Here is a 20,010-nt window from a genome sequence, read left to right on the forward strand (position 1 = left end):
GACGGTGCCTCAGTTCTTCTGGAGTCGCACGTCGAAGGCGTCCCGCAGGCCGTCGCCGAGGAAGTTGAACGCGGCGACGACGAGGACGATGGCGATGCCCGGCGGGAAGATCAGCCACCAGTGGCCGACCTGGGTGTAGGTGATGCCGGCGGAGAGCATCGAGCCCCAGTCGGCGGCGGGCGGCGGGATGGACAGCCCGAGGAAGGACAGGTACGCGACGTAGAGGATGGCGTCGGCGATCTGGAAGGTGGCGTTGACGACGACGGTGCCGAGGGCGTTGGGGACGATGTGCCGGAAGACCGCCCGGCCGCCACCGCCGCCCATCAGGCGCATGGCGTGGACGTAGTCCCGGCTGCGCAGGGCCAGCGCCTCGCCGCGGATGAGCCGGGCCGGGGAGAGCCAGGCGACGGACGCGATGATGAGGATGAGGACGGGCTTGCTGGGCGTGATGATGGCGGCGACCACGACCAGCAGGAAGAGCGCGGGGATGGCGAGCGCGGCATCGGTGATCCGCATCATGGCGGCGTCCAGCCAGCCGCCGAAGTACCCCGCGACCGCTCCGTAGACGGTCCCGAAGAGGGTGGCGAGCAGCCCGGCGGCGAGGCCGACTTCGAGGGAGGTCCGGCCGCCGTACATCAGCCGGCCGAGCATGTCGTACCCCAGGTCGGTGGTGCCGAGGAGGTGGCCGTCGGTGCCGGGCGGCAGGCCGGCCTGCGAGAGGTCGGTGTGGACCTGGTCGGTGGGGTGGAGCAGCGGGCCGAGGAAGCAGAGCGCGCACAGCGCGGCGAGGATGATCAGTCCGGCGAGCGCGAGCCGGTTGCGGGCGAAGCCGGCGGCGGTGCGGCGGGCGAGTCCGGGCGTGGCGGCGGCCGGGCCGGTCCCGCCGGGCACGGGGAGTTCGGCGGCGGTCATGCGACGCTCCTGATGCGCGGGTCGAGCAGGGCATACGCGATGTCGGTGAGCAGCGAGCCGAGCACGGTCGCGCAGCCGACGACGAGGGTGACGCCGAGCAGCACCGGGAAGTCGCTGCCCTGTGCGGCGTTCCAGAACAGCAGCCCCATCCCCGGGTAGTTGAACATCGACTCGACGACGAGGGTGCCGCTGAAGAGCGTCGGGAGGTAGAGCCCGAGGAGCGTGGCGAGCGGGATGAGGGCGTTGCGCAGCACGTGCCGGGCCATGATCCGGGCGCCGGACTGGCCCTTGGCGCGTGCGGTCCGTACGTACTCCTCGCTCAGATTGTCCAGCACGGCCGAGCGCATGTAGCGGCTGAACGCGGCGACGATGCCGAGTGCCGTGGTCACCACGGGCAGCACGAGGGCGCGTGGCTCGGCGAGGATGCCGCCGAGGCTGTCCGCCTGCGGGGCCTGCGCGGGGAAGACGGGGAACTGCTGGCTGAACAGCAGAATCAGGACCAGGCCGAGGAAGAAGACGGGGGTGGCGTAGGCGAGGAAGGCCGCGCCGGTCAGCACGTGGTCGGCGGCCTTTCCGCGGCGCACGGCCTGCAGGATGCCCAGCGGTACGGCGAGGACGGCGGCGAGCGCGATGGCGAGGCCCGCGAGCAGTGCGGTACGGGGCAGCCGCTCCCCGAGCAGCGAGGCAACGGACTGGTTGAGCTTGTAGGACTCGCCGAGGTCGCCGCCGAACAGCCGCCCGAGGTAGAGGACGTACTGCTCGGGCAGCGAACGGTCGTACCCCTGCTGGTGGTTGAAGTGCGCGACGGCCTGCGGGGTGGCCTGGACGCCGAGGATGGCGCGGGCCGGGCCGCCGGGCAGCAGGTGCAGGAGAACGAAGACGATGACGGAGACGAGCAGGAGCACGACGGCGGCCTGCGCGAGCCGTGTGAGCAGGAAGCGGGTCATGTGTCCCGGCCCCCCTTCTTCACGAAGTACCAGTCCTGGGGTGCCAGGGAGAGGGTGGGGTTCTGGTCGATGCCGCGCAGGTCGTTGCGGATGACGGAGACCTGGTAGGCGGGGTTGGGCGTCCAGAGCACGGGCAGTTGCGCGGCGACCCGCCGCCCGTAGTCCCGCATGGCGCCGGGGTCGTCGGAGAACTCCGTCGCCTTGATCAGCCGGTCCGTCGTGGGGTCGGACCAGTTGCCCATGTTGGAGGGCGCGCCCGTGGCGAAGAGCTGCTCACCGCTGGGGTTCACCGGGAAGTACCAGCTGCCCTGAGTCCCGAAGAAGCCGATCTGCCAGGCCGAGCAGACGGGCTCGGTCGTCTTGCAGGGCACGGTGGTGCCGAGGACGGTGTTGAGCGGCTGCTGCCGGATGTCGAGCGCGACGCCCGCCCTGCCGAAGGAGGACTTGATCTCCTGCATGGTGTTGGAGGTCTCGGTGGAGCCGGACTGCGTGAGCAGTTCGAGCCGCAGCTCCCGGCCGCGTGCGATGCCCTTGCCGCACTCCCCCGGGCCTTCACCAGGGCGTACGCACCGCAGCGTGCCACCGTCGTGGCCCTGGCGCGCCCATCCGTGCCGGGCGAGGAGCCGCGCAGCCTTCTTCGGGTCGTAGGGGTACGGATTGCGGTCCATCAGGCTCGCGGGCACGGGTCCGAGGGTCGGTTCGGCGCTGCCGTGCCAGATGACGCGCGAGATGGATTCCTGGTCGATGAGGTGTTGCAGGGCCTGGCGGAGGTAGGTCTGGCGCAGCATCGGCCCGGCGGTGGGGTGCTGGAAGTTCAGTACGAGATAGGTGATCGCCCAGCCTTCCCACGGGTCGATCCGGTACCCCAGCTTCTTGAAGGTCGCGGCCTGCGCCATCACGGAGGGCGGGATGTAGCCGTAGTCGACGCCGCCCGCGCGCAGCACGTTGAATTCCGAGTCGGCGGTGGTGAAGGGCTTGAGGACGACGCGGTCGAGGTGCGGCTTGTCGGGGCCGCGGTATTTCTTGTTGGGCACCAGCGAGACCTGCCCGGAGGTGTTCCACTTCTCGATGGTCCAGGGCCCGTTGACGGTTTTCCACAGCGGGTCGGTGGCGAACGTCGACAGCTTCTTGGCGTGCCCCATCAGCCGCGCGAAGACCTTCTTCGGGCCTTCCTCCGCCGGATTCCAGGCGTGTTCGGGCAGCGCGGTGAAGTGCGGGAGTTCATTCGCGGTGAACCAGGCGGGGTTGTACGCGCGGCTCAGCCGGAGCCGGAAGGTGCGCTCGCCGGTGACTTCGAACCGCTCGACGTCGTCCGGCATCAGACCGGGCGAATACCCGGCCCACTCCTTCTTGTTGTGTTTGATGAGCTCGAACCAGAAGGCGACGTCGCGGGCGGTGACGGGCTTGCCGTCGGACCACTCGTACCCCGGCTTCAGGGTGATGGTCACCGTCTTGTTGCCGTCGCTGTAGCGGGGCTGGCGCGCGAGGTTGCGCGGGCTGTCCATGGTGAGCGCGTCGCCCTTGGGCTCGGGCGTGTAGAGCGGCAGGAACAGCAGGTCCTGGATGGCGCTGTTGTATGTGGCGAGGTAGCCGGGCGCGGCGATCGGGAAGATCCAGTGGGGGGTGGCGGCGGGCGGCAGCGCCATGGTCGCGGTGCCGCCCTCGACTCTGCTGCCGCCCGTGGCGCCGACATCGGTGACCCGGTCGCCTTTCGGGGCGCAGCCCGCGAGCACCACGAGGGTGAGCAGGACCGCGCCAACGGCCCTCAGCGGGCCGCGTATTCGGGTGGTACGCGGCCCCATGCTGCCTCCATTGTGGTCGACCGGCCGAAGATAGCGAGCAAAGTACGGACGCTCACGAAAAGAAGTCAAGGGTCTGGCGCAACAACCGCAACTACTGTTCACTAACCCGAAGTTGCTTCCCATACTTCCTTCGGACATCGAAGGAAGTCATCACCGAAAGGCCGCCTCACCATGACCGCCGCCGAGGAGCAGCCCGGATCCGCCGCGCACGTCCTCGAACTCGTCGCGAACGGCTCCGCCGCCTCCCGAGCCGACCTCGTACGGGAGCTGGGACTCGCCGCCTCGACCGTCTCGGCGCGCGTCCAGGAGCTGGTCGACGCCGGGCTGCTGACCGAGGACGGCGAGGGCGCCTCGCGCGGCGGCCGCCGCCCGCGCCTGCTGCGCGTCCGGGACAGCGGCGCCGTCGCGCTCGCCGCCGACCTGGGCAGCCGGCACATCCGTACCGGAGCCGTGGCCCTGACCGGCGCGGCCTTCGACGTCGAGGAGCAGGAGTACGACCTGACGGCCGGGCCCGGGCCCGCCGTCGAGCTGCTCGTCGAGCGGCTGGCCTCCCTCGCCGGCCGGCAGCGCGCGGCGGGCCGCACGGTACGCGGCGTGGGCATCGCTTTTCCCGGCCCCGTCGACCCGGCGTCCGGCCGGGTCGTCGCCCCGTCCCGGATGCCCGGCTGGCATCTGTACGAGCTGCGCGACACGCTCGCGGACCGGCTCGGGCTCCCCGTCGCCGTCGACAACGACACCAACGCCCTGGCGCTGGGCGAACAGCGCGCGGCGCACGCCTCGCTGCGCCACCTGGTCGTCGTCAAGGCGGGCCGCGGCATCGGCTCCGGCGTCATCAGCCACGGCCGGCTCTACCGCGGCGCACGCGGCGCGGCGGGCGACATCAGCCACGTCCGGGTGGACGCCGCCGCCGAACGCCCGTGTTCCTGCGGCAACATCGGCTGTCTGGAGACGGTGGCGAGCGGCGCCGCGATCGCCGCCGCACTGCGCGCCGAGGGCATCGAGGCGGACTCCGCCACCGACATCCTGCGGCTGGTCGAGCACGGCGAACCGCATGCGACGACGCTGGTCCGGCAGGCGGGGCGGCACATCGGCGCGGTGCTCTCCGTCGTCGTCAACTTCTTCAACCCCGAGGCGGTGGTGCTCGGCGGCGCGCTGTCGGGCGCGGAGCCGCTGGTCGCGGCGGTGCGCGGGGTCCTGTACGAACGCTGTCTGCCGATGGCGACCAGCGAACTCACCATCACGGCGGCCGCCGCCGGCCCCGACGCGGGACTGCTGGGCGCGGGCCACGCCGCCCTGAACGACCTGCTCGCCGCCCCTCACTGATGTCCCAACACCTTCGCTCCACACGGGAGTTGCCATGCTGAGGATCGCCATCGGAGGAATGTCCATCGAGTCCAGCCAGTTCTGCCCGCACCGCTCGGCGTACGAGGATTTCCGCGTCACCCGCGACGGCGAACTGCTGGACCGCTACACCTGGACGCAGCCCGAGAGCGATCTCGCCGACCTCGTGGAGTGGGTGCCGCTCGTGCACGCCGTCGCCCTGCCCGGCGGACCGGTCGAGCGCGCCACGTACGACCGCATCAAGACGGAACTCACGGACCGGATCAGGGAAGAGGGTCCGCTGGACGGTCTCGTCTTCGACATCCACGGCGCGATGAGTGTTGTCGGCCTGGACGACGCGGAGGCGGATCTGACGGCTGCCGTACGGGCCGCGCTCGGCCCCGACGCACTCATCTCCGCCGCCATGGACCTGCACGGCAATGTCTCGCGCGCCTTCGCCGAGCCGCTCGACCTGCTCACCGCACATCGCCTGGCGCCGCACGAGGACGCCTGGGAGACCCGCGAGCGGGCGGCGCGCAAGCTGGTAGAGCGCCTTTCGCAGGGACGCGGCCGTCCGCACCGCGCGTGGGTACAGGTGCCGGTCCTGCTCCCCGGCGAGAAGACCAGCACCCGCCTGGAGCCGGCGAAGTCCCTGTACGGACGGCTCGCCGCCGTCGAGGCGCTGGACGGCATCGTCGACGCGGCGGTCTGGGTCGGGTACGCGTGGGCCGACGAGCCCCGCTGCCGGGCCGCCGTCGTGGTCACGGGCGACGACCCGGACCTGGCCGTCGACCAGGCCCGATCGCTCGCCCAGCACTACTGGGACGTACGCCGCGACTTCGTCTTCGTCGGCCCGACCGACGACGCCGACGGCTGCATCCGCCGCGCCGTCGCGTCCCCCGCGCGCCCCTTCCTGATCAGCGACTCCGGCGACAACCCGACCGCGGGCGGGGCCGGCGACCTCGCGTACGTGCTCGGCCGGCTGCTCGCGCACAAGGACCTGGCGAGCGGCCGGGTCACCGCGCTGCACCCGGGCATCACGGACCCGGCAGCGGTCGCCGCGTGCTTCGCCGCGGGCGTGGGCGCGGCGGTGACCCTGTCGGTGGGTGGCCGCTTCAGCGCGGGCACCGGACCGCACGCGGCGCCGTACGAACTGACCGGTACGGTCACGGCGTTGGAGGAGCCGTCCGAAGGACGAAGCGGCCGCCGCGCCGTCGTCACTCGCGGTGGTGTCACCGTCGTCCTCACCGAGCGCCGCACCCCGTTCCACACGCGCGCCGACTTCGGCGTACTGGACCCGACGGCGTACGACCTGGTCGTCGTCAAGATCGGCTATCTGGAGCCGGAGCTGTACGACATGGCCGCCGACTGGCTGCTCGCGCTGACCCCCGGCGGCGTCGACCAGGACCTGCTCCGCCTGGGCCACCACCGTGTCGAGCGCCCGCTCTACCCCTTCGACGACAAGGACTTCGAGGACCCGGACCTCACACCGGTACTCCTCCAACGCTGATCCGGGCCGGTCACTCCTGATCGGAACCGTGGCGCCGAGAGGCGCTGCGCCGCGCGTACACCGGGATCGCGAACCAGCACAGGATGAACCACACCAACATGCCGCCCACCAGCCACAACGCACCGGTGCCGTGCAGGGCGACACGCAGGATGAGCAGCATGGCCGACACCATCGTGCACAACAGCAGGACCAGCCCGAGCACGGTGAGGCGGGAGGCCCAGGTCACGGTCTGCGGCTTGAGGCGGTGCCCCGTCACCAGCCGGTGCAGTGACACCGGGCCGATGAGGGACCCGGTCGTCGCGGCGCCGAGCACGACCGTGACGACATAGATGTCCCGGCCGATGTCGTCCAGGCGCGCGAAGCCGGGCTGGAAGACGACGGTGAGCAGAAAGCCGAAGAGGATCTGTACGCCGGTCTGCGCGACACGCAGCTCCTGGAGCAGCTCCGCCCAGCGCCGGTCCGCCCGCTCCTCGGGGGTCTCGTGCCGCCCTCTGACCAGGCCGTCCGGCTCACCGTCCTCGCTCATCGGTCGGGCTCTCAGTCGGGCGGCTCCGGCGCGGGGGCGCCGGGCGGGGTCTCCGGCTTCTCGTCCGGAGGCGCGTCGGGCCCTGCCGGTCCGGGGGTGGGTGCCGGTTCGTCGGGGGTCTGCTCGGGCGGCTCGGGGTCGCGCGGCACGGGTTCCGGGTCGCGGGGAGCGGCCCCGGGCGGGGGCCCGTACCCGCCGGTATTCGGTGCAGCGGTGCTGGTCATCGCACCTCCTCACGCATCAATGGTGTGCCGTGACCGGTTACCCCGCACTGCGGGGCTCAATCAGGCCGGCCGCCGGGCACCCCGTACAGCTATCCCTCGCCGTACGCCTCGCCGCCCAGCTCCAGGGTGGCGGTCCCGGCCGTGGCATCGGCGAGCCAGCCGCGGAAGGCGGGCAGCTCGCTCTCCGGGAGGCCGATCTCGATCGTGACGGCCTCGGCGTAGCGGACGTCCCGGACGTCGCGCCCGGTGGCCCGCAGATCGTTCTCGACCTTGCCGGCCCTCTGATGATCGACGGTGACCGTGACCAGCCGGAACCGGCGGCGGGTGACCGTGCCCAGCGCGTCCAGGGCCTCCCCGACCACCCCGCCGTACGCCCTGATCAGCCCGCCCGCGCCGAGCTTGATGCCACCGAAGTAGCGGGTGACGACGGCGACGACGTAACGCATCTCGCGCCGTACGAGCATCTGCAGCATGGGGACGCCCGCCGTGCCGCCCGGCTCACCGTCGTCGCTCGCCTTCTGGACGCCGCCGTCGGCGCCGATGACGTACGCGAAGCAGTTGTGCCGGGCGGTGGGGTGCTCCTTGCGGATACGCGCGATGAACTCCTGCGCCTCGGCCTCGGTCGCCACCGGCGCGAGCGCGCAGATGAAGCGAGACTTGTTGATCTCGATCTCGTGGACGCCTTCGGCGGCGAGGGTGACGTACTGCTCCTGCATCACGCCACCCTAATGGGCGGCCGTCGGTCCCCCTGCAGGCGGACCGACGGCACGGCCCCGCTACAGGCGGACCGGCAGGGCGGTCAGCCGCCAGCTGCCCGGTACCGGCGCCCGCTGCAGGTCAGCCGGGGCGACGGCGAGGGACAGCCCGGGATACCGGGCGAACAGCCGGCCGAACGCGACCTCGCCCTCCTGGCGGGCGAGCGAGGCGCCCAGGCAGTAGTGCATGCCGTGGCCGAAGCCGACGTGGTCCTCGCCGCGCCCGGTCGGCTGCCGGGTCAGGTCGAGCCGTTCGGGGTCGGCGTAGTGGCGGGGATCGCGGTTGGCTGCGACCAGGAGCAGCTGTACGGCGTCGCCCTTGCGGATACGGGTACCGGCGAGGTCGACGTCCTCGGCGGCGTACCGCAGCTGGGTCATGTGCACAGGCCCGGCCCAGCGCAGCAGCTCGTGGACGGCGGACGGGAGCAGCGCCGGGTCCGACCGGAGCAGATCCAGCTGGTCGGGGTGGGTGAGCAGCGCGGCCGTGCCGTTGGTGATGAGGTGCGCCGTGGTCTCGTGCCCGGCCAGGACCAGGGTGAGGATCATGGTGACCATCTCGACGTCACTGAGCCGGCCGCCGTCGTCGTCATGGGCCCGGATCAGCTCGCTGATGAGATCGTCGGTGAGCGCGCCGCGCCGCTCCCTGACCAGCTCGTGTATGTGCTCGATCATGGCGGGGAAGGCCCTGCCCATCCGCTCCGGGTCCATCGTGATGAGGTCGGCGCCCCAGGCCCGCCACTGCGGGCGGTCCTCCTCCGCGATGCCGACCAGCTCGCAGATGACGGTGATCGGCAGCGGGTACGCGAAGTGCTCCAGCAGGTCGACGACGCCGTCCTCGGCGTGCTCGGGGAGGCGGTTCAGCAGGTCGTCGGCTATCTCCTCGACGCGCGGCCGCAGATCGGTGACCTTGCGGGCCGTGAACGCCCGTGACACCAGGCGGCGGAGCCGGGTGTGGTCGGGTGCGTCGTTGTTGAGGATGGAGCCGCGCATGTACACATGGAGGTGCTCGGGCATGCCGAGCAGGTCCATGAGCCGGGTCAGCGGGTCCTCGCCCGTACCGTCCGCCGTCACCGCCGCGGGGTCGTTCACGAACCGCTGGTCCCGCAGGACTTCCCGTACCTCCTCGAAGCGGGTCACGAACCATACGGGCGAGTCGTCCACGAACCGGCCTCGGACGACGGGCCCCTTCTCGCGCAGCGCGCCGAAGCCGCCGAACGGGTCGGCGAGGAACACCGGGTCGGCGACGTTCGGCTCGTCGGGGTGCTTGCCGACGTGGGCGGAAATCGGGGAGGCCGGGGTGGCGGGTGCTTCGGTCATCGTGCGTTCCTCCAGGTCGTGGGGGGTCTATCACTCAATGACGCAATTGCCGTCGCATTTCCTGCTCGCTGAGCTCTTCGAGGTGCTCGTAGAGCGGGATGATCTCCGAGGCGGCGGCTTCCGCGGCCGCGCGGGTACGGGCTGCGGTGTCAGTACCGGTAGCGGGGTCGGCTGAGGTCTCCAGCGCGCCCCGCAGGGTGTGGGCGAGGATGCGGGCACGTTCCTCCGCGGCGTCCGGGGCATGGTCGTGGAGCAGCGCTTCGGTCAGGAAGAAACCGGAGGCCGCCGCCAGCAACGCGTACTGCTGCTGTACGACGCCCAGGTCGGTCCGTACGAGACCGTGTTCGCGCAGCACTTCGAGGGAGCGGCGCACCACCTGATCTCCGTACGAGGTGACTTCGGCGAGCTCCTTCTTGGCGATGTCGTGGAACCGGCCGAGGACGTCGGTGTCGGCGCTGTAGAGGGCGCGCAGTACGGGGTCGGCCAGGAAATCCCGGTACACCCCGCTCATCATCCGGCTCGGCAGGACCTCCAGCGGGTCGACGCGCATACGGGCCGTCTGGGCACGGTGGCTGCGGAGTTTGGCCTGCAGGACGACGGCCAGGAAGAGCGCGTCCTTGGTCTTCCAGTGCAGATAGACCGTGCCCTTGCCGACCTGGGCGCGGCGGGCGATCTCGTCGATGGTGACGCGCTGGTACCCCCATGCGACCAGCAGCTCCCCCGCCGCCTCCAGAATCCGCTCGCCACGCTCCACGTGCTCGTCGCCCCCGCGTCGTCTGTCGATTGCTTCGACTGTCCGTTCTGACCTCGTGACCAAATTCGAAATCTGGTCACGAGGTCAAAATAGAGCGGCTGGAGCCTGCCCGTAAGGCGTTTTCCGGCCACGAGCAGCGAATCGGCAGTCGGCCGGTACCGGGTACATTTCGCACGACAACCGCGAGGAGGCCCTATGTACGACGATGACGACTCGGCGACCATCCGCAGGATCCTGACGGAGCTCGGGGACACCTGGGCCGTCGTCGGCCTGTCCTCGAACCAGCGGCGGGCCGCGTACGGCGTCGCGGACGTACTGCAGCGCTTCGGCAAGCGGATCGTCCCCGTACACCCGAAGGCCGAGACGGTGCACGGGGAACAGGGATACCCGTCCCTCGACGCCATCCCCTTCCCGGTCGACGTGGTCGACACCTTCGTGAACAGCACCCTCGCGGGACAGGTCGCCGACGAGGCCGTCGCCATCGGCGCCAAGGCGGTCTGGTTCCAACTCGGCGTCATCGACGAGGCGGCCTACGAACGCACCCGCGCCGCCGGCCTCGACATGGTCATGGACCGCTGCCCGGCGATCGAGATCCCCCGGCTGGGCTGACAGCCGTCCGCGGTTTCCTCGGCAGTGCCGAACTTCCGCGGGGTCTCGTCTGATCCGCAGCAGAAACGCTTCGTGACGGGAGGATGGTCCTGGAATGAGCCGTGAAACGGGTCCTGGGACGCGACACGTGTGCGGCCGTGCGGTGGGGGCGGTGCGGGCGGTGGGGCTCGCGGCTACGGCTGCCCTGGTTGTCGGACTGACCGCGGGCTGCTCCGGCCAGGAGGACGAGGCCACGCGGGCGGCGCGGGCGTTCCTCGCCGCGTGGGCGGCCGGAGATGCGGAGAAGGCCGCCTCCTTGACGGACGCACCGGACCGGGCGAAGGAGGAACTGGCACGTATCAACGGCGAAAACGGGGACAGCGGGGGAAGCGGCGAACTGGGCGTCAGCAAGGCCCGGTTGACGCCGGGTACGAAGCAGGACGGGCCGCGGGAAGGGGTGGCCCGCGTCCCGTTCCGAGCCGAGCTCACCTTCATCGGAGGAGGCACGTGGAGGTACCGGTCCAGTGCCGAGGTCAGGAAATCCGCGGGCGGCGAATGGAAGGTGCACTTCACCCCTGCCGTAATCCACCCGCGGCTGAAGGAGCCGACCAGCCGGCTGATGCTCTACCGGGAGCTCCCGGCCCGCGCCGGAATTCTCGCCGCCGACGGCAGCAACCTCGCACCGGAGACCACCGTGTGGGCGGTCAGCGTCTGGCCGACCAAGGTCAAGGACCCGGAACGGCTCTACCGCGCGCTGGAGGACCCGGAGCTGGGCGTCGACATCGACACCAAGGCGCTCAAGTCCCGTGTGGAGGCGGCAAAACCGGATCAGGCCGTCCCGGTCGTCACGCTCCGGGACGAAGTCTTCCGCAAGGTGCGCCACAACCTCATGGCAGCACGCGGGCTGCAGTTCCATGACGTCGAACGCGCCGTGGCCACCACCGCGAAACCGCTGATCGGCAGCGTCCAGCCGGCCACGGCCGAGACGCTGAAGAACGCCGGGCCGTACGCCGCCGCTGCCGACGCCGTCGGCGCCTCGGGGCTCCAGTACCGCTACCAGAAGCAGCTCGCCGGGACACCGGACATCACCGTACGAGCCGCCGGCACGCCTGCCTACGGAGACGGGCGCGTGGTCTACCGCAGCAAGGGCAAGCCGGGCCGGCCTGTCCGCACCACCCTCGACCCGACGGCGCAGCGTGCGGCCGACGCGGCCCTGGCGAACACGGTGGAGGAGGACGAGAAGGACGAGAAGGAAGGGAGGAAGGAGCAGAAGGCGAAGAGTGCGGCGCTGGTCGCGGTGCGCCCCAGCACCGGCGAGATCCTGGCTGCGGCCAATGCTCCGGACTCCACCGAGAACCGGGCGTTCAACGGCCGTTACCCGCCCGGCTCCACCTTCAAGGTGGTCACGGCCGCGGCGCTGCTGCGATCCGGGGTAGCCCCCAAGACGCCGGTGCCGTGCCCCCGTACGGCAACCGTCAACGGGCAGCGGTTCCAGAACCAGGACGAGTTCGACCTGCCCACGGGTACGACCCTCCGCGAGGCCTTCGCCCGGTCCTGCAACACCGCGTTCATCGGTCTTCGCGACAGACTCCGGCAGGGCGCGCTCACTGATGCGGCCGGGCGGTTCGGCATCGGCGGTACCTGGGACGTGGGCGCGGCCACCTTCGACGGCAGGGTGCCGACGGATACGAGCGACAACGACAAGGCCGCGGCCGTGATCGGCCAGGGCAGGGTCGAGACGAGTCCCCTCGCCATGGCATCGGTCGCCGCCACCGTCAAGGCGGGCTCCTTCAAGCAGCCCGTACTGGTTCCCGGCGCCGTGCAGAAGAAGCACCGGCCCGACAAGAAGCTGGACGCCGGTGTCGTACGGCAACTGCGCACGCTGATGCGCGCGGTGGTGTCCGAGGGATCGGGTTCGGCGCTACGGGGAATCTCCGGCAGCCCGGGCGCGAAGACCGGCACGGCGGAGTTCGGGACGGGCAATCCGCCGCGGACCCACGCATGGATGATCGGCTTCCGCGGAGACCTCGCCTTCGCCGTGTTCCTGGAGGACGGCGGTTCCGGCGGCAAGGACGCGGGTCCCGTGGCGGCGAAGTTCCTGCGAGAACTGGACTGAGTACGAGGGCGGGGCGGGAGCGCTTTCCCAGGACAGTCCGTACGTCTTGCCGATGATGTCCCGCTGGATTTCGCTCGTACCGCCGTACACCGTGGACACAACGGTCGAGCGCAGCAGGGCCTCCATACCGTACTCCGTGGCGTATCCGTAGCCGCCCAGCATGCCCTCCAGGGTCACGTGCTTGGCGAGCTCCGTGCACTTGAGCTTGGCCATGGATGCCTCGCGGGCGAACACGCGGCCGGGCTCGGCGTCGATCGTGGACGCGACGTCGTCCAACAGCAGCCGGGCGCATTGGAGTTCGGTGGCCATGTCTGCGATGCGGTGCTTGAGCGCCTGGAAGGAGTCGATCGGCCGGCCGAACTGCTCCCGTTGCCGTACGTACGTGAGGGTGTCGTCGAACGCCCGCCGGGCGACACCCAGCATCAGCGCGGCGAGGATCATCCGCTCCAGGTTCAGTCCGGCCATCAGCTGCGTCCATGCCTGGCCGGGCGTGCCGACGACCGCCGAGTCCGGTACGAAGCAGTCGGTGAAGTACAGGTCGTTGACTTCCCGGCCGCCCATTGTGTCGATGCCTCTGATCTGCAGGCCGTCGGCGTCGGTGGGGACCATGAACTGGGTGAGCCCCCGGTGCTTCGACTCATCCTGCGACGTACGGGCGATGAGCAGGATGTGATCGGCGAAGTGCGCGTTGGAGCACCAGGTCTTCTGGCCGTTGATCAGATAGCCGCCGGCGGTGCGATCGGCCCGGCAGGTCAGGGCGCCCACGTCCGAGCCGGCCCCGGGCTCGGACATCGAGATGGCCTCGACGCGGCCCTGGACCACGCCTTCGAGCACGATGCGCTTCTGCTCCTCGGTGCCGAACTTCTCGTACGCCGCCGCGGCGATGACCGTGGTTCCGAAACCGCTGATCGGCGCGAGCCCGTAGGAGGTCTCCTCCAGGAACAGACAGAGGTCCGTCACGCCCTGGCCCGCGCCGCCGTACTCCTCGGGGAGGGCGATGCCCAGCCAGCCCAGCCCCGCCATCTTCTCGTAGAGCTTCTGGTTGTGCGGCTCCTGGCCGTCGGCAGTCAGCTTGTCCCGCTGCTCTTTGGTGCCGCACTCGCGGCGGCAGAAGTCGCGTATCGCCTTGACCAGATCACGGCGCTCGTCTGTCAGGACTCGGGGCATGACGTGCATTCCTCCTCGAAGCAGTCTCGGAAACGCGTTACCGGTCGTCGCGTACGGCGGGGAAGACCGTGTTCAGCAGGTGGAGCACGGTGCGTGTCAGCATGACGTGCAGATCGCTGCGACTGAGCGTGGAGCGCACCAGCCATTCCTGGGAGGCCGCCTTGAGCATGCCGCTGTGGGCGCGGATCATCGCCCGGAGCTTCTGCCGTCCCTCGGTGATCTCGGCCATCATCGCGGCCTCGAGGATGCGGTCGGTGGCGATCTCGTCGGCTTCGAGCATGATCCGGTCGATCTCCGGGTCGTTGCCGAGGGCTTGCAGACCGATCGCGGAGAGCCACATCTCTCGGTTGCGTTCGACGACTTCGAGCCACCGGTCGACGCAGATCGACAGCCGCTCCTCGGGTGTGGTCGGGGGCAGCCGCTCCGAGACGGACGCCGGTACGACCATCATCTGCCGTACCACTTCGAGGTAGAGTTGCCGCTTGCCACCGAAGTAGTGGTTGATCAACGCCCTGGCCACACCGGCCTCGGCCGCGATGTCCGAAGTGGACACCGCGGTGTAACCGTGCGCTCCGAAGAGCCCGCGTGCGACGCTGAGGATCTCGGCGCGCCGGGCATCCGGCTCCATCCTGCGTCGCTGTGCCTGGCGCTGACCGCCCATGCCGTCGTCCCTCTCCTTGCCCTGTCGTCGTTCTGGTGGCGATGACGGACCTGGGGCGTCTCTTTTGGAACACCCCCGGGGCCAAGACACGCCCTACGTGTACATCGACTCGATCGTCCCGGCGTGCAGCTCGTCGATGGCCTTGCGCCGCAGGCTCAGCTTCGGCGTCAGCTCCCCCGACTCCGCGGTCCACGGCCCGACCAGTACCCGGTACTTCTTCACCTGCTCCGCGCGGGAGAGCGCCGCGTTGGCCTCCGCGACCGCCTTGTCGAGGGCCGCGAGCACCTCGGGGTGGCGCGACAGCTCCTCCAGGGCGGCGGTGACGATCCCGTTCGCCCGCGCCCACAACGGGGCCGCCTCCTCGTCGAGTACCAGCAGCGCGGTGACGTACCGGCGCCGGTCGCCGATCGCGACGGCCTGGGCGACCAGGGGGTGTGCCCGCAGCAGGGACTCGATCCTCGTCGGGGCGATGTTCTTGCCCCCGTCGGTGATGAGGAGCTCCTTCTTGCGGTCGGTGATGGAGACGATGCCCCGTTCGTCGACCGTGCCGACGTCGCCGGTGGGCAGCCAGCCGTCCGCATCGGTCGCGGCCTCGATGCCGCCATCGGCCCGGAGGTATCCGGAGGCGACCACGGGGCCACGCACGAACAGCTCCCCGTCGCGGGCGACCCGGACCTCGACGCCCGGCCCCGGGCATCCGACCGCACCCAGGGCAAAGACCTCGGGTGTACTGACGGTCGCCGCGCCGGTGGTCTCGCTGAGGCCCCACACCTCGTACACGGGAAGTCCCACGCTCGCCAGGAATTCCAGGACCGCGGTGGGGATCGGTGCCGCTCCGCTGAAGGCCCGGCGGCAGTCGTCGAGCCCGATTGCGGCACGGATGGGCCGCAGCACCTGCGTATCGAGCTGCTCCAATGGTGCGGTGAGCTCCGCCGGGATGCCCTTGCCGGCGGACCGCAGGCGGAACACCTCGAGAGCGATGCCCTGCGCTTGCGCCACGGCCGCGGCCTGGTCCTCGGGAACGGTGCCGAGTTTCGCCCGCAGGCCGGCGGCCAGCTTCTCCCACACGCGGGGGACGCCGAAGAATCCGTGCGGGCGCACCGCGAGCAGCGTCGGCAGAAGCTGCGCGGGGTCCGGACAGATGGTGACGTGGCCGGCGTTGCAGATCGGCAGGTAGATCCCGAGCACCCGCTCGGCGATGTGCGCCATCGGCAGGTACGCCACCGTCCGCGGATGCTCCGGAACAGCGACGAGGTGATCCTGCATCAGGGACTCGTGGATCACGTTGCGGTGGGAGAGCACCACGCCCTTGGGGTCGCCGGTGGTGCCCGAGGTGTACACCACGGTCAGCGGCTGGTCGGTGGTCGCCGCGTCCGTGAGCGCCTCGAACTCGGCGTCATCGGGCGGTACCGCGCCGCGCAGGGCCGCGTAGCCGACGAAGCGCCGGTCGCCGGCCGGGGCGACGTCCGGATCGAGGACGACGACGGCACGCAGGTGCGGCAACTCCGCCAGGACCGGCTGCCAGCGCCGCAGCTGCTCCGCGCCCTCCAGGACGAGGACGGTGGCCGCGCTGTGCCGGGCGACGAAGCCGATCTGCTCAGTGCTCAGCGTGTCGTACGTGCTGCAGGGCAGGGCGCCGAGGTGGATCGCGGCCAGGTCGGCGACCCAGTGCTCGGCCCGCTTGGACATCGCGATGAGCATCCGGTCGCCCCGGCTCAGGCCGAGCGCGGCGAGACCGCGGGTGAGCGCGGCGACCTCGGCGCGCAGCTGCGACCAGGACAGTGTCTCCGCGTCCGGCCCGATGCCGGTGGTGAGCGCCGGACGGTCGGCGAACTGCTGGGCGTTGCGGCGCAGCAGTCCCGTGATCGTCAGTCCCTCGACGGACTGGTGCAGCTGCTCTGCTGTGGCCACGGCGGGCTCCCTCCATCGCGAACCGCAAGCGGACTCCTTGAGCGGCCCCACGGTGGACCCGTTGTTGTCCGAGTGTCAATAGGTTCTTCTGAAGGACAACTTCCCTATAGCTCCGGCCTGTTGAGGGAGCGTCAGCACTATTGACAGCGCGCCAATAAGTACGCCGACAACTGGCTTACGAGTGGGCGGATCCCGGTGAGCCGAGCATCGGGACCAGGAACTGACGGGCCACCGCACGCATCTGTTCATCGTCGTCGAGGTCGATGACGTGGCTGGGGATGACCAGGAAGGACGCGGAGACCCGGACCATCATCTCGGCCACGACGTCCACGTCCACGTCGCCGGAGACGGTGCCCGCGTGCTGCTCCCGGCGGAGCCTGCCCGCGACGAACTGCCGCACGGCGGCCAGCGTACGGCCCCCGTCAGTGGTCATGGACGGCACAACGGCGTCCGGTTCGGCGGCCATCAGGCCGCCGATGAGGGGGTTGTGGCGGATGGTCCGCAACGAGCTCACGAAGCCCAGCACGACCCGGTCGGCGACGGTCCGGGCGTCCTTGATGTCGACGATGAACTGATCGAAGTACCGCCGGAACTCGCGCCGTACGACCTGCTCGACCAGCACGTCCTTGGAGGCGAACCGGCGGTAGACGGTGATCCGGGAAACCCCCGCCAGCCGCGCCACGTCCGCCATGGTTGACCGCTTGATGCCCATGCGGCAGAACTGCTCGTACGCGGCGTCGAGCAGCCGCGTGACGAGCTCGTCGCTCTGGTCGGCACCTTCGGCGGCGTCGGAAAACGCGATTTCCAGCAACGACCGGGAGTCGGAAGAGCCCATGAGAGCCGGCAGTACAGGTTCCGCGGTTGTCTTTCCCGGTTCCACAGTTGCCTCCCTGGTTCTGTTCTGCCCCTGGCGTTCACGCCTCGTCTGTGCTCCTCTGGAGATACACAGATGCGCGCTGTGTATCACAGTACCAAAGGGGGGCTACGGGACTGCGGAACTTCAGGACTCGAGGAGGAGTTCGAAGCGATGGACGAACTCAGCAGGCGCAAGATGTTGTTCGCAGGCGGAGCGTTGGGAGCGCTCGGCGCACTGAGTGTGGCCTCGCCGGCCCAGGCGCGGTCCCTGTGGACCTGGGCACCGAGCGGTTCGGTGGCCGGTACGGGAGCGGGCACCGATCCGAACTGGGTGTGGGACGAGGAGGCCGACCAACTGCTCGCCTCCGTGATCGACCGGGGCGATGTACCCAGGGTCAATGAGCTGCTGCGGTCGTGGAACCGCAACGACCAACCACTGCCGGACGGCCTGCCCCGGGATCTGCGGGACTTCATGGAGAAGGCCCGCCGGCTGCCCTCCTGGGCCGACCAACGCAAGCTCGACACCGCTGCCGACTTCAACAAGGCCAGGGGCATCTACCTCAATCTGCTCAATGGAGTGGGCGGCGGCATGCTGAGCACTGCCATCCCCAGGGAGGCGCGCGCCGTCTATTACTCCAAGGGCGGCGCCGACATGGAGGACCGGGTCGCCAAGACGAGCAGGCTGGGGTTCGCGGTCGGGGACCTCAACGCGTACCGGCCCGACGGAAAAGTCATCGTGGAAGCCGTCAAGACCCGGCTGGTGCACGCGGCCGTACGGCACCTGCTGCCCAAGTCCCCGGGCTGGTCCCAGAACAGCGGCGGCCAGAAGATCCCCATCAGCCAGGCGGACATGCTGGTCACCTGGCACAGCCTGCCCACCTACACCATGCGGAAGCTGATCGAGTGGAAGGTCCCGATCACTTCCGCCCAGTCGGCGTCCTATCTGCACCTGTGGCAGGTGACCGCGCACATGCTCGGCATCCGGGACGAGTACATCCCCGCCACCTGGGACGCGGCCAACGCCCAGTCGAAACAGATCCTCGACCCGGTCCTGGGCCCCACGGCCGAAGGCGTCGAACTGACCGACATCCTGCTGGGGCAGCTCGCCGAGCAGACCAGTCCCGGTGGCATCGACCGGCCCCTGTGCAACGCGCTCGCCCGGTACCTGGTCGGTGACCGGGTCGCCGACTGGGACGGGATCCCCCGCGAGCCGTTCTGGGAGAAGGCGGTCGAGAGCGCCTGGCCGAAGCTGGTGGCCTTCCGCGAAAAGCTGATTCCGCTGCCGCTGGTGCCGTCGCTCGCCTGGACGATCGACGAGGCGGCCCGCCAGTACATCATGTTCTACCTCACCAAGGGACGCGGCACCCGGATCGAGATCCCCGACACCAACCGGCCCCACTGAAAGGGGAGTTCACGGCATGGACGAGCTCAGCAGACGCAAGATGTTGTTGGCGGGCGGTGCGTTGGGAGCGCTCGGGGCACTGGGCATGGCGTCGCCGGCCCAGGCGCGGTCCCTGTGGACCTGGGCACCGACCGGTTCGGTGGCCGGTACGGGAGCGGGCGCCGATCCGGAGTGGGTGTGGGACGAGGAAGCCGACCCGGTGCTGGCCGCCGTGCTCGACCGGGGCGATGTACCCAAGGTCAATGAGCTGCTGCGGCAGTGGACCCGCAACGATCAGCCGCTGCCGGACGGCCTGCCCCGGGATCTGCGGGACTTCATGGAAAAGGCCCGCCGGCTGCCCTCCTGGGCCGACCAGCGCAAACTCAACGCTGCGGCCCGGTTCACCAAGAAGAAGGGGATTTACACCGGCACCCTGTACGGGCTGGGCAGCGGTCTGATGAGCACCGCCATCCCCAGGGAGGCACGCGCCGTCTATTACTCCAAGGGCGGCGCCGCGATGAAGGACCGTATCGCCAAGACCGCCAAACTCGGGTACGACGTCGGGGACCTGGACGCCTATCAGCCCCAGGGCTCAATGATCGTGACCGCGGTGAAGACCCGACTGGTGCACGCGGCCGTGCGGCACCTGCTGCCCAAGTCCCCGGGCTGGTCACAGACCAGCAGCGGCCAGACGATCCCCATCAGCCAGGCGGACCTGATGGTCACCTGGCACAGCCTGGCGACGTTCGTCATGCGCAAGCTGGGCGACTGGAAGGTTCCGGTCTCCCGCACCGAGTCGGACGGCTACCTGCACGTGTGGCAGGTGACCGCGCACATGCTCGGCGTCCTGGACGAATACATCCCCGCCTCCTGGGACGCGGCCAACGCCCAGTCCAAGCAGGTCCTCGACCCGATCATGGACCACACTCCCGAGGGCGCCGAGCTGACCGAGGTGCTCCTCGACATCGTCGCCGAACTCGACGCCGGCCTCACCCGGCCCCTGATCAACGCGTTCTCCAGGTACACGGTCGGCGACCGGGTCGGCGACCTGATCGGCCTGGACAGGGAGCCGTTCTGGCAGCCGCTGATCGCCGCCGCCTGGCCTCTCCTGGTGGCCTTCCGCGAGGGCCTGATCCCCCTGCCGATGGTCCCGGAAGCCGCCTGGACCATGGAGGAGGCCCTCCGCAAGTTCGTCTTGCTCTTCCTGTCCGAGGGAAGGAAGATCGACCTCGAGATCCCCGACGCGAACCGCCCGCACTGAACC

At 70.1% G+C, this 20,010-nt stretch carries 17 protein-coding genes and 1 pseudogene; 6 read left to right on the plus strand and 12 right to left on the minus strand.

Annotated elements, in window-relative coordinates; genetic code table 11:
• Window positions 1-9: 9 nt before the first annotated feature.
• The 3 genes from AB0I82_RS00500 to AB0I82_RS00510 are packed head-to-tail and all read right to left on the minus strand — an operon-like array spanning window position 10 to window position 3,661.
• A complete protein-coding gene (locus AB0I82_RS00500; protein ID WP_363254794.1) occupies window positions 10-912 on the minus strand; it encodes an ABC transporter permease in 903 nt (300 codons plus the stop codon).
• Window positions 909-1,859: an ABC transporter permease gene (locus AB0I82_RS00505; protein ID WP_363254795.1), complete on the minus strand. Its 951-nt coding sequence runs from the start codon at window positions 1,857-1,859 to the stop codon at window positions 909-911. Before AB0I82_RS00505 ends, AB0I82_RS00500 begins: the two co-directional genes overlap by 4 nt.
• On the minus strand, window positions 1,856-3,661 hold the full coding sequence (locus tag AB0I82_RS00510) for a peptide ABC transporter substrate-binding protein (protein WP_363254796.1): 1,806 nt from the start codon (window positions 3,659-3,661) through the stop codon (window positions 1,856-1,858). The genes AB0I82_RS00505 and AB0I82_RS00510 overlap by 4 nt, the downstream gene beginning before the upstream one ends.
• 171 nt (window positions 3,662-3,832) lie before the next feature.
• Here AB0I82_RS00510 and AB0I82_RS00515 point away from each other — a divergent pair, with 171 nt between their 5' ends.
• Together AB0I82_RS00515 and AB0I82_RS00520 are read left to right on the plus strand one after the other, a co-directional pair.
• Complete coding sequence (locus tag AB0I82_RS00515) at window positions 3,833-4,984, plus strand: ROK family transcriptional regulator (protein WP_363254797.1); 1,152 nt, start codon at window positions 3,833-3,835, stop codon at window positions 4,982-4,984.
• Between the two features lie 34 nt (window positions 4,985-5,018).
• Window positions 5,019-6,491 (plus strand): M81 family metallopeptidase, encoded by a 1,473-nt coding sequence (locus AB0I82_RS00520; RefSeq protein WP_363254798.1) that lies wholly within the window; start codon window positions 5,019-5,021, stop codon window positions 6,489-6,491.
• 10 nt (window positions 6,492-6,501) lie between these two features.
• Here AB0I82_RS00520 and AB0I82_RS00525 read toward each other — a convergent pair whose 3' ends face one another.
• The 5 genes from AB0I82_RS00525 to AB0I82_RS00545 all read right to left on the minus strand — a co-directional run bounded on the left by AB0I82_RS00525 (window position 6,502) and on the right by AB0I82_RS00545 (window position 10,067).
• Window positions 6,502-7,017: a DUF6328 family protein gene (locus AB0I82_RS00525; RefSeq protein ID WP_363254799.1), complete on the minus strand. Its 516-nt coding sequence runs from the start codon at window positions 7,015-7,017 to the stop codon at window positions 6,502-6,504.
• Between the two features lie 11 nt (window positions 7,018-7,028).
• Window positions 7,029-7,241 (minus strand): hypothetical protein, encoded by a 213-nt coding sequence (locus AB0I82_RS00530; protein WP_363254800.1) that lies wholly within the window; start codon window positions 7,239-7,241, stop codon window positions 7,029-7,031.
• Window positions 7,242-7,330: 89 nt separating this feature from the next.
• Complete coding sequence (locus AB0I82_RS00535) at window positions 7,331-7,957, minus strand: YigZ family protein (protein WP_363254801.1); 627 nt, start codon at window positions 7,955-7,957, stop codon at window positions 7,331-7,333.
• Between the two features lie 60 nt (window positions 7,958-8,017).
• Window positions 8,018-9,313, minus strand: a complete 1,296-nt coding sequence (locus tag AB0I82_RS00540; RefSeq protein WP_363254802.1) for a cytochrome P450 — start codon at window positions 9,311-9,313, stop codon at window positions 8,018-8,020.
• A 34-nt stretch (window positions 9,314-9,347) separates the two neighbouring features.
• Window positions 9,348-10,067, minus strand: a complete 720-nt coding sequence (locus AB0I82_RS00545; protein WP_363254803.1) for a helix-turn-helix domain-containing protein — start codon at window positions 10,065-10,067, stop codon at window positions 9,348-9,350.
• A 195-nt stretch (window positions 10,068-10,262) separates the two neighbouring features.
• On the opposite strand from AB0I82_RS00545, the gene AB0I82_RS00550 reads away from it, so the two are divergent.
• Complete coding sequence (locus AB0I82_RS00550; protein ID WP_363254804.1) at window positions 10,263-10,676, plus strand: CoA-binding protein; 414 nt, start codon at window positions 10,263-10,265, stop codon at window positions 10,674-10,676.
• Between the two features lie 160 nt (window positions 10,677-10,836).
• Window positions 10,837-12,771 carry a penicillin-binding transpeptidase domain-containing protein gene (locus tag AB0I82_RS00555; RefSeq protein WP_363254805.1) on the plus strand — a complete coding sequence of 645 codons (1,935 nt, stop codon included), beginning with the start codon at window positions 10,837-10,839 and terminating at the stop codon, window positions 12,769-12,771.
• Between the two features lie 33 nt (window positions 12,772-12,804).
• Here AB0I82_RS00555 and AB0I82_RS00560 read toward each other — a convergent pair.
• The 4 genes and pseudogenes from AB0I82_RS00560 to AB0I82_RS00575 all read right to left on the minus strand — a co-directional run.
• A pseudogene (locus tag AB0I82_RS00560) lies at window positions 12,805-13,938 on the minus strand (acyl-CoA dehydrogenase family protein); the annotation flags it as partial.
• 37 nt (window positions 13,939-13,975) lie between these two features.
• The gene (locus AB0I82_RS00565) at window positions 13,976-14,599 is read right to left on the minus strand and encodes a helix-turn-helix domain-containing protein (protein WP_363254806.1); all 624 of its coding nucleotides are present in this window, start codon (window positions 14,597-14,599) and stop codon (window positions 13,976-13,978) included.
• A gap of 93 nt (window positions 14,600-14,692) precedes the next feature.
• On the minus strand, window positions 14,693-16,510 hold the full coding sequence (locus AB0I82_RS00570; protein ID WP_363254807.1) for an AMP-dependent synthetase/ligase: 1,818 nt from the start codon (window positions 16,508-16,510) through the stop codon (window positions 14,693-14,695).
• Between the two features lie 175 nt (window positions 16,511-16,685).
• On the minus strand, window positions 16,686-17,345 hold the full coding sequence (locus AB0I82_RS00575) for a TetR family transcriptional regulator (protein WP_363254808.1): 660 nt from the start codon (window positions 17,343-17,345) through the stop codon (window positions 16,686-16,688).
• Between the two features lie 192 nt (window positions 17,346-17,537).
• Here AB0I82_RS00575 and AB0I82_RS00580 point away from each other — a divergent pair, with 192 nt between their 5' ends.
• Both AB0I82_RS00580 and AB0I82_RS00585 read left to right on the plus strand, forming a co-directional pair.
• Window positions 17,538-18,767 (plus strand): oxygenase MpaB family protein, encoded by a 1,230-nt coding sequence (locus AB0I82_RS00580; RefSeq protein WP_363254809.1) that lies wholly within the window; start codon window positions 17,538-17,540, stop codon window positions 18,765-18,767.
• Window positions 18,768-18,783: 16 nt separating this feature from the next.
• Window positions 18,784-20,007: an oxygenase MpaB family protein gene (locus AB0I82_RS00585; protein WP_363254810.1), complete on the plus strand. Its 1,224-nt coding sequence runs from the start codon at window positions 18,784-18,786 to the stop codon at window positions 20,005-20,007.
• Window positions 20,008-20,010: the final 3 nt, after the last annotated feature.

The sequence above is a fragment of the Streptomyces sp. NPDC050315 genome (genome assembly GCF_040655775.1).
Taxonomy (GTDB): domain Bacteria; phylum Actinomycetota; class Actinomycetes; order Streptomycetales; family Streptomycetaceae; genus Streptomyces.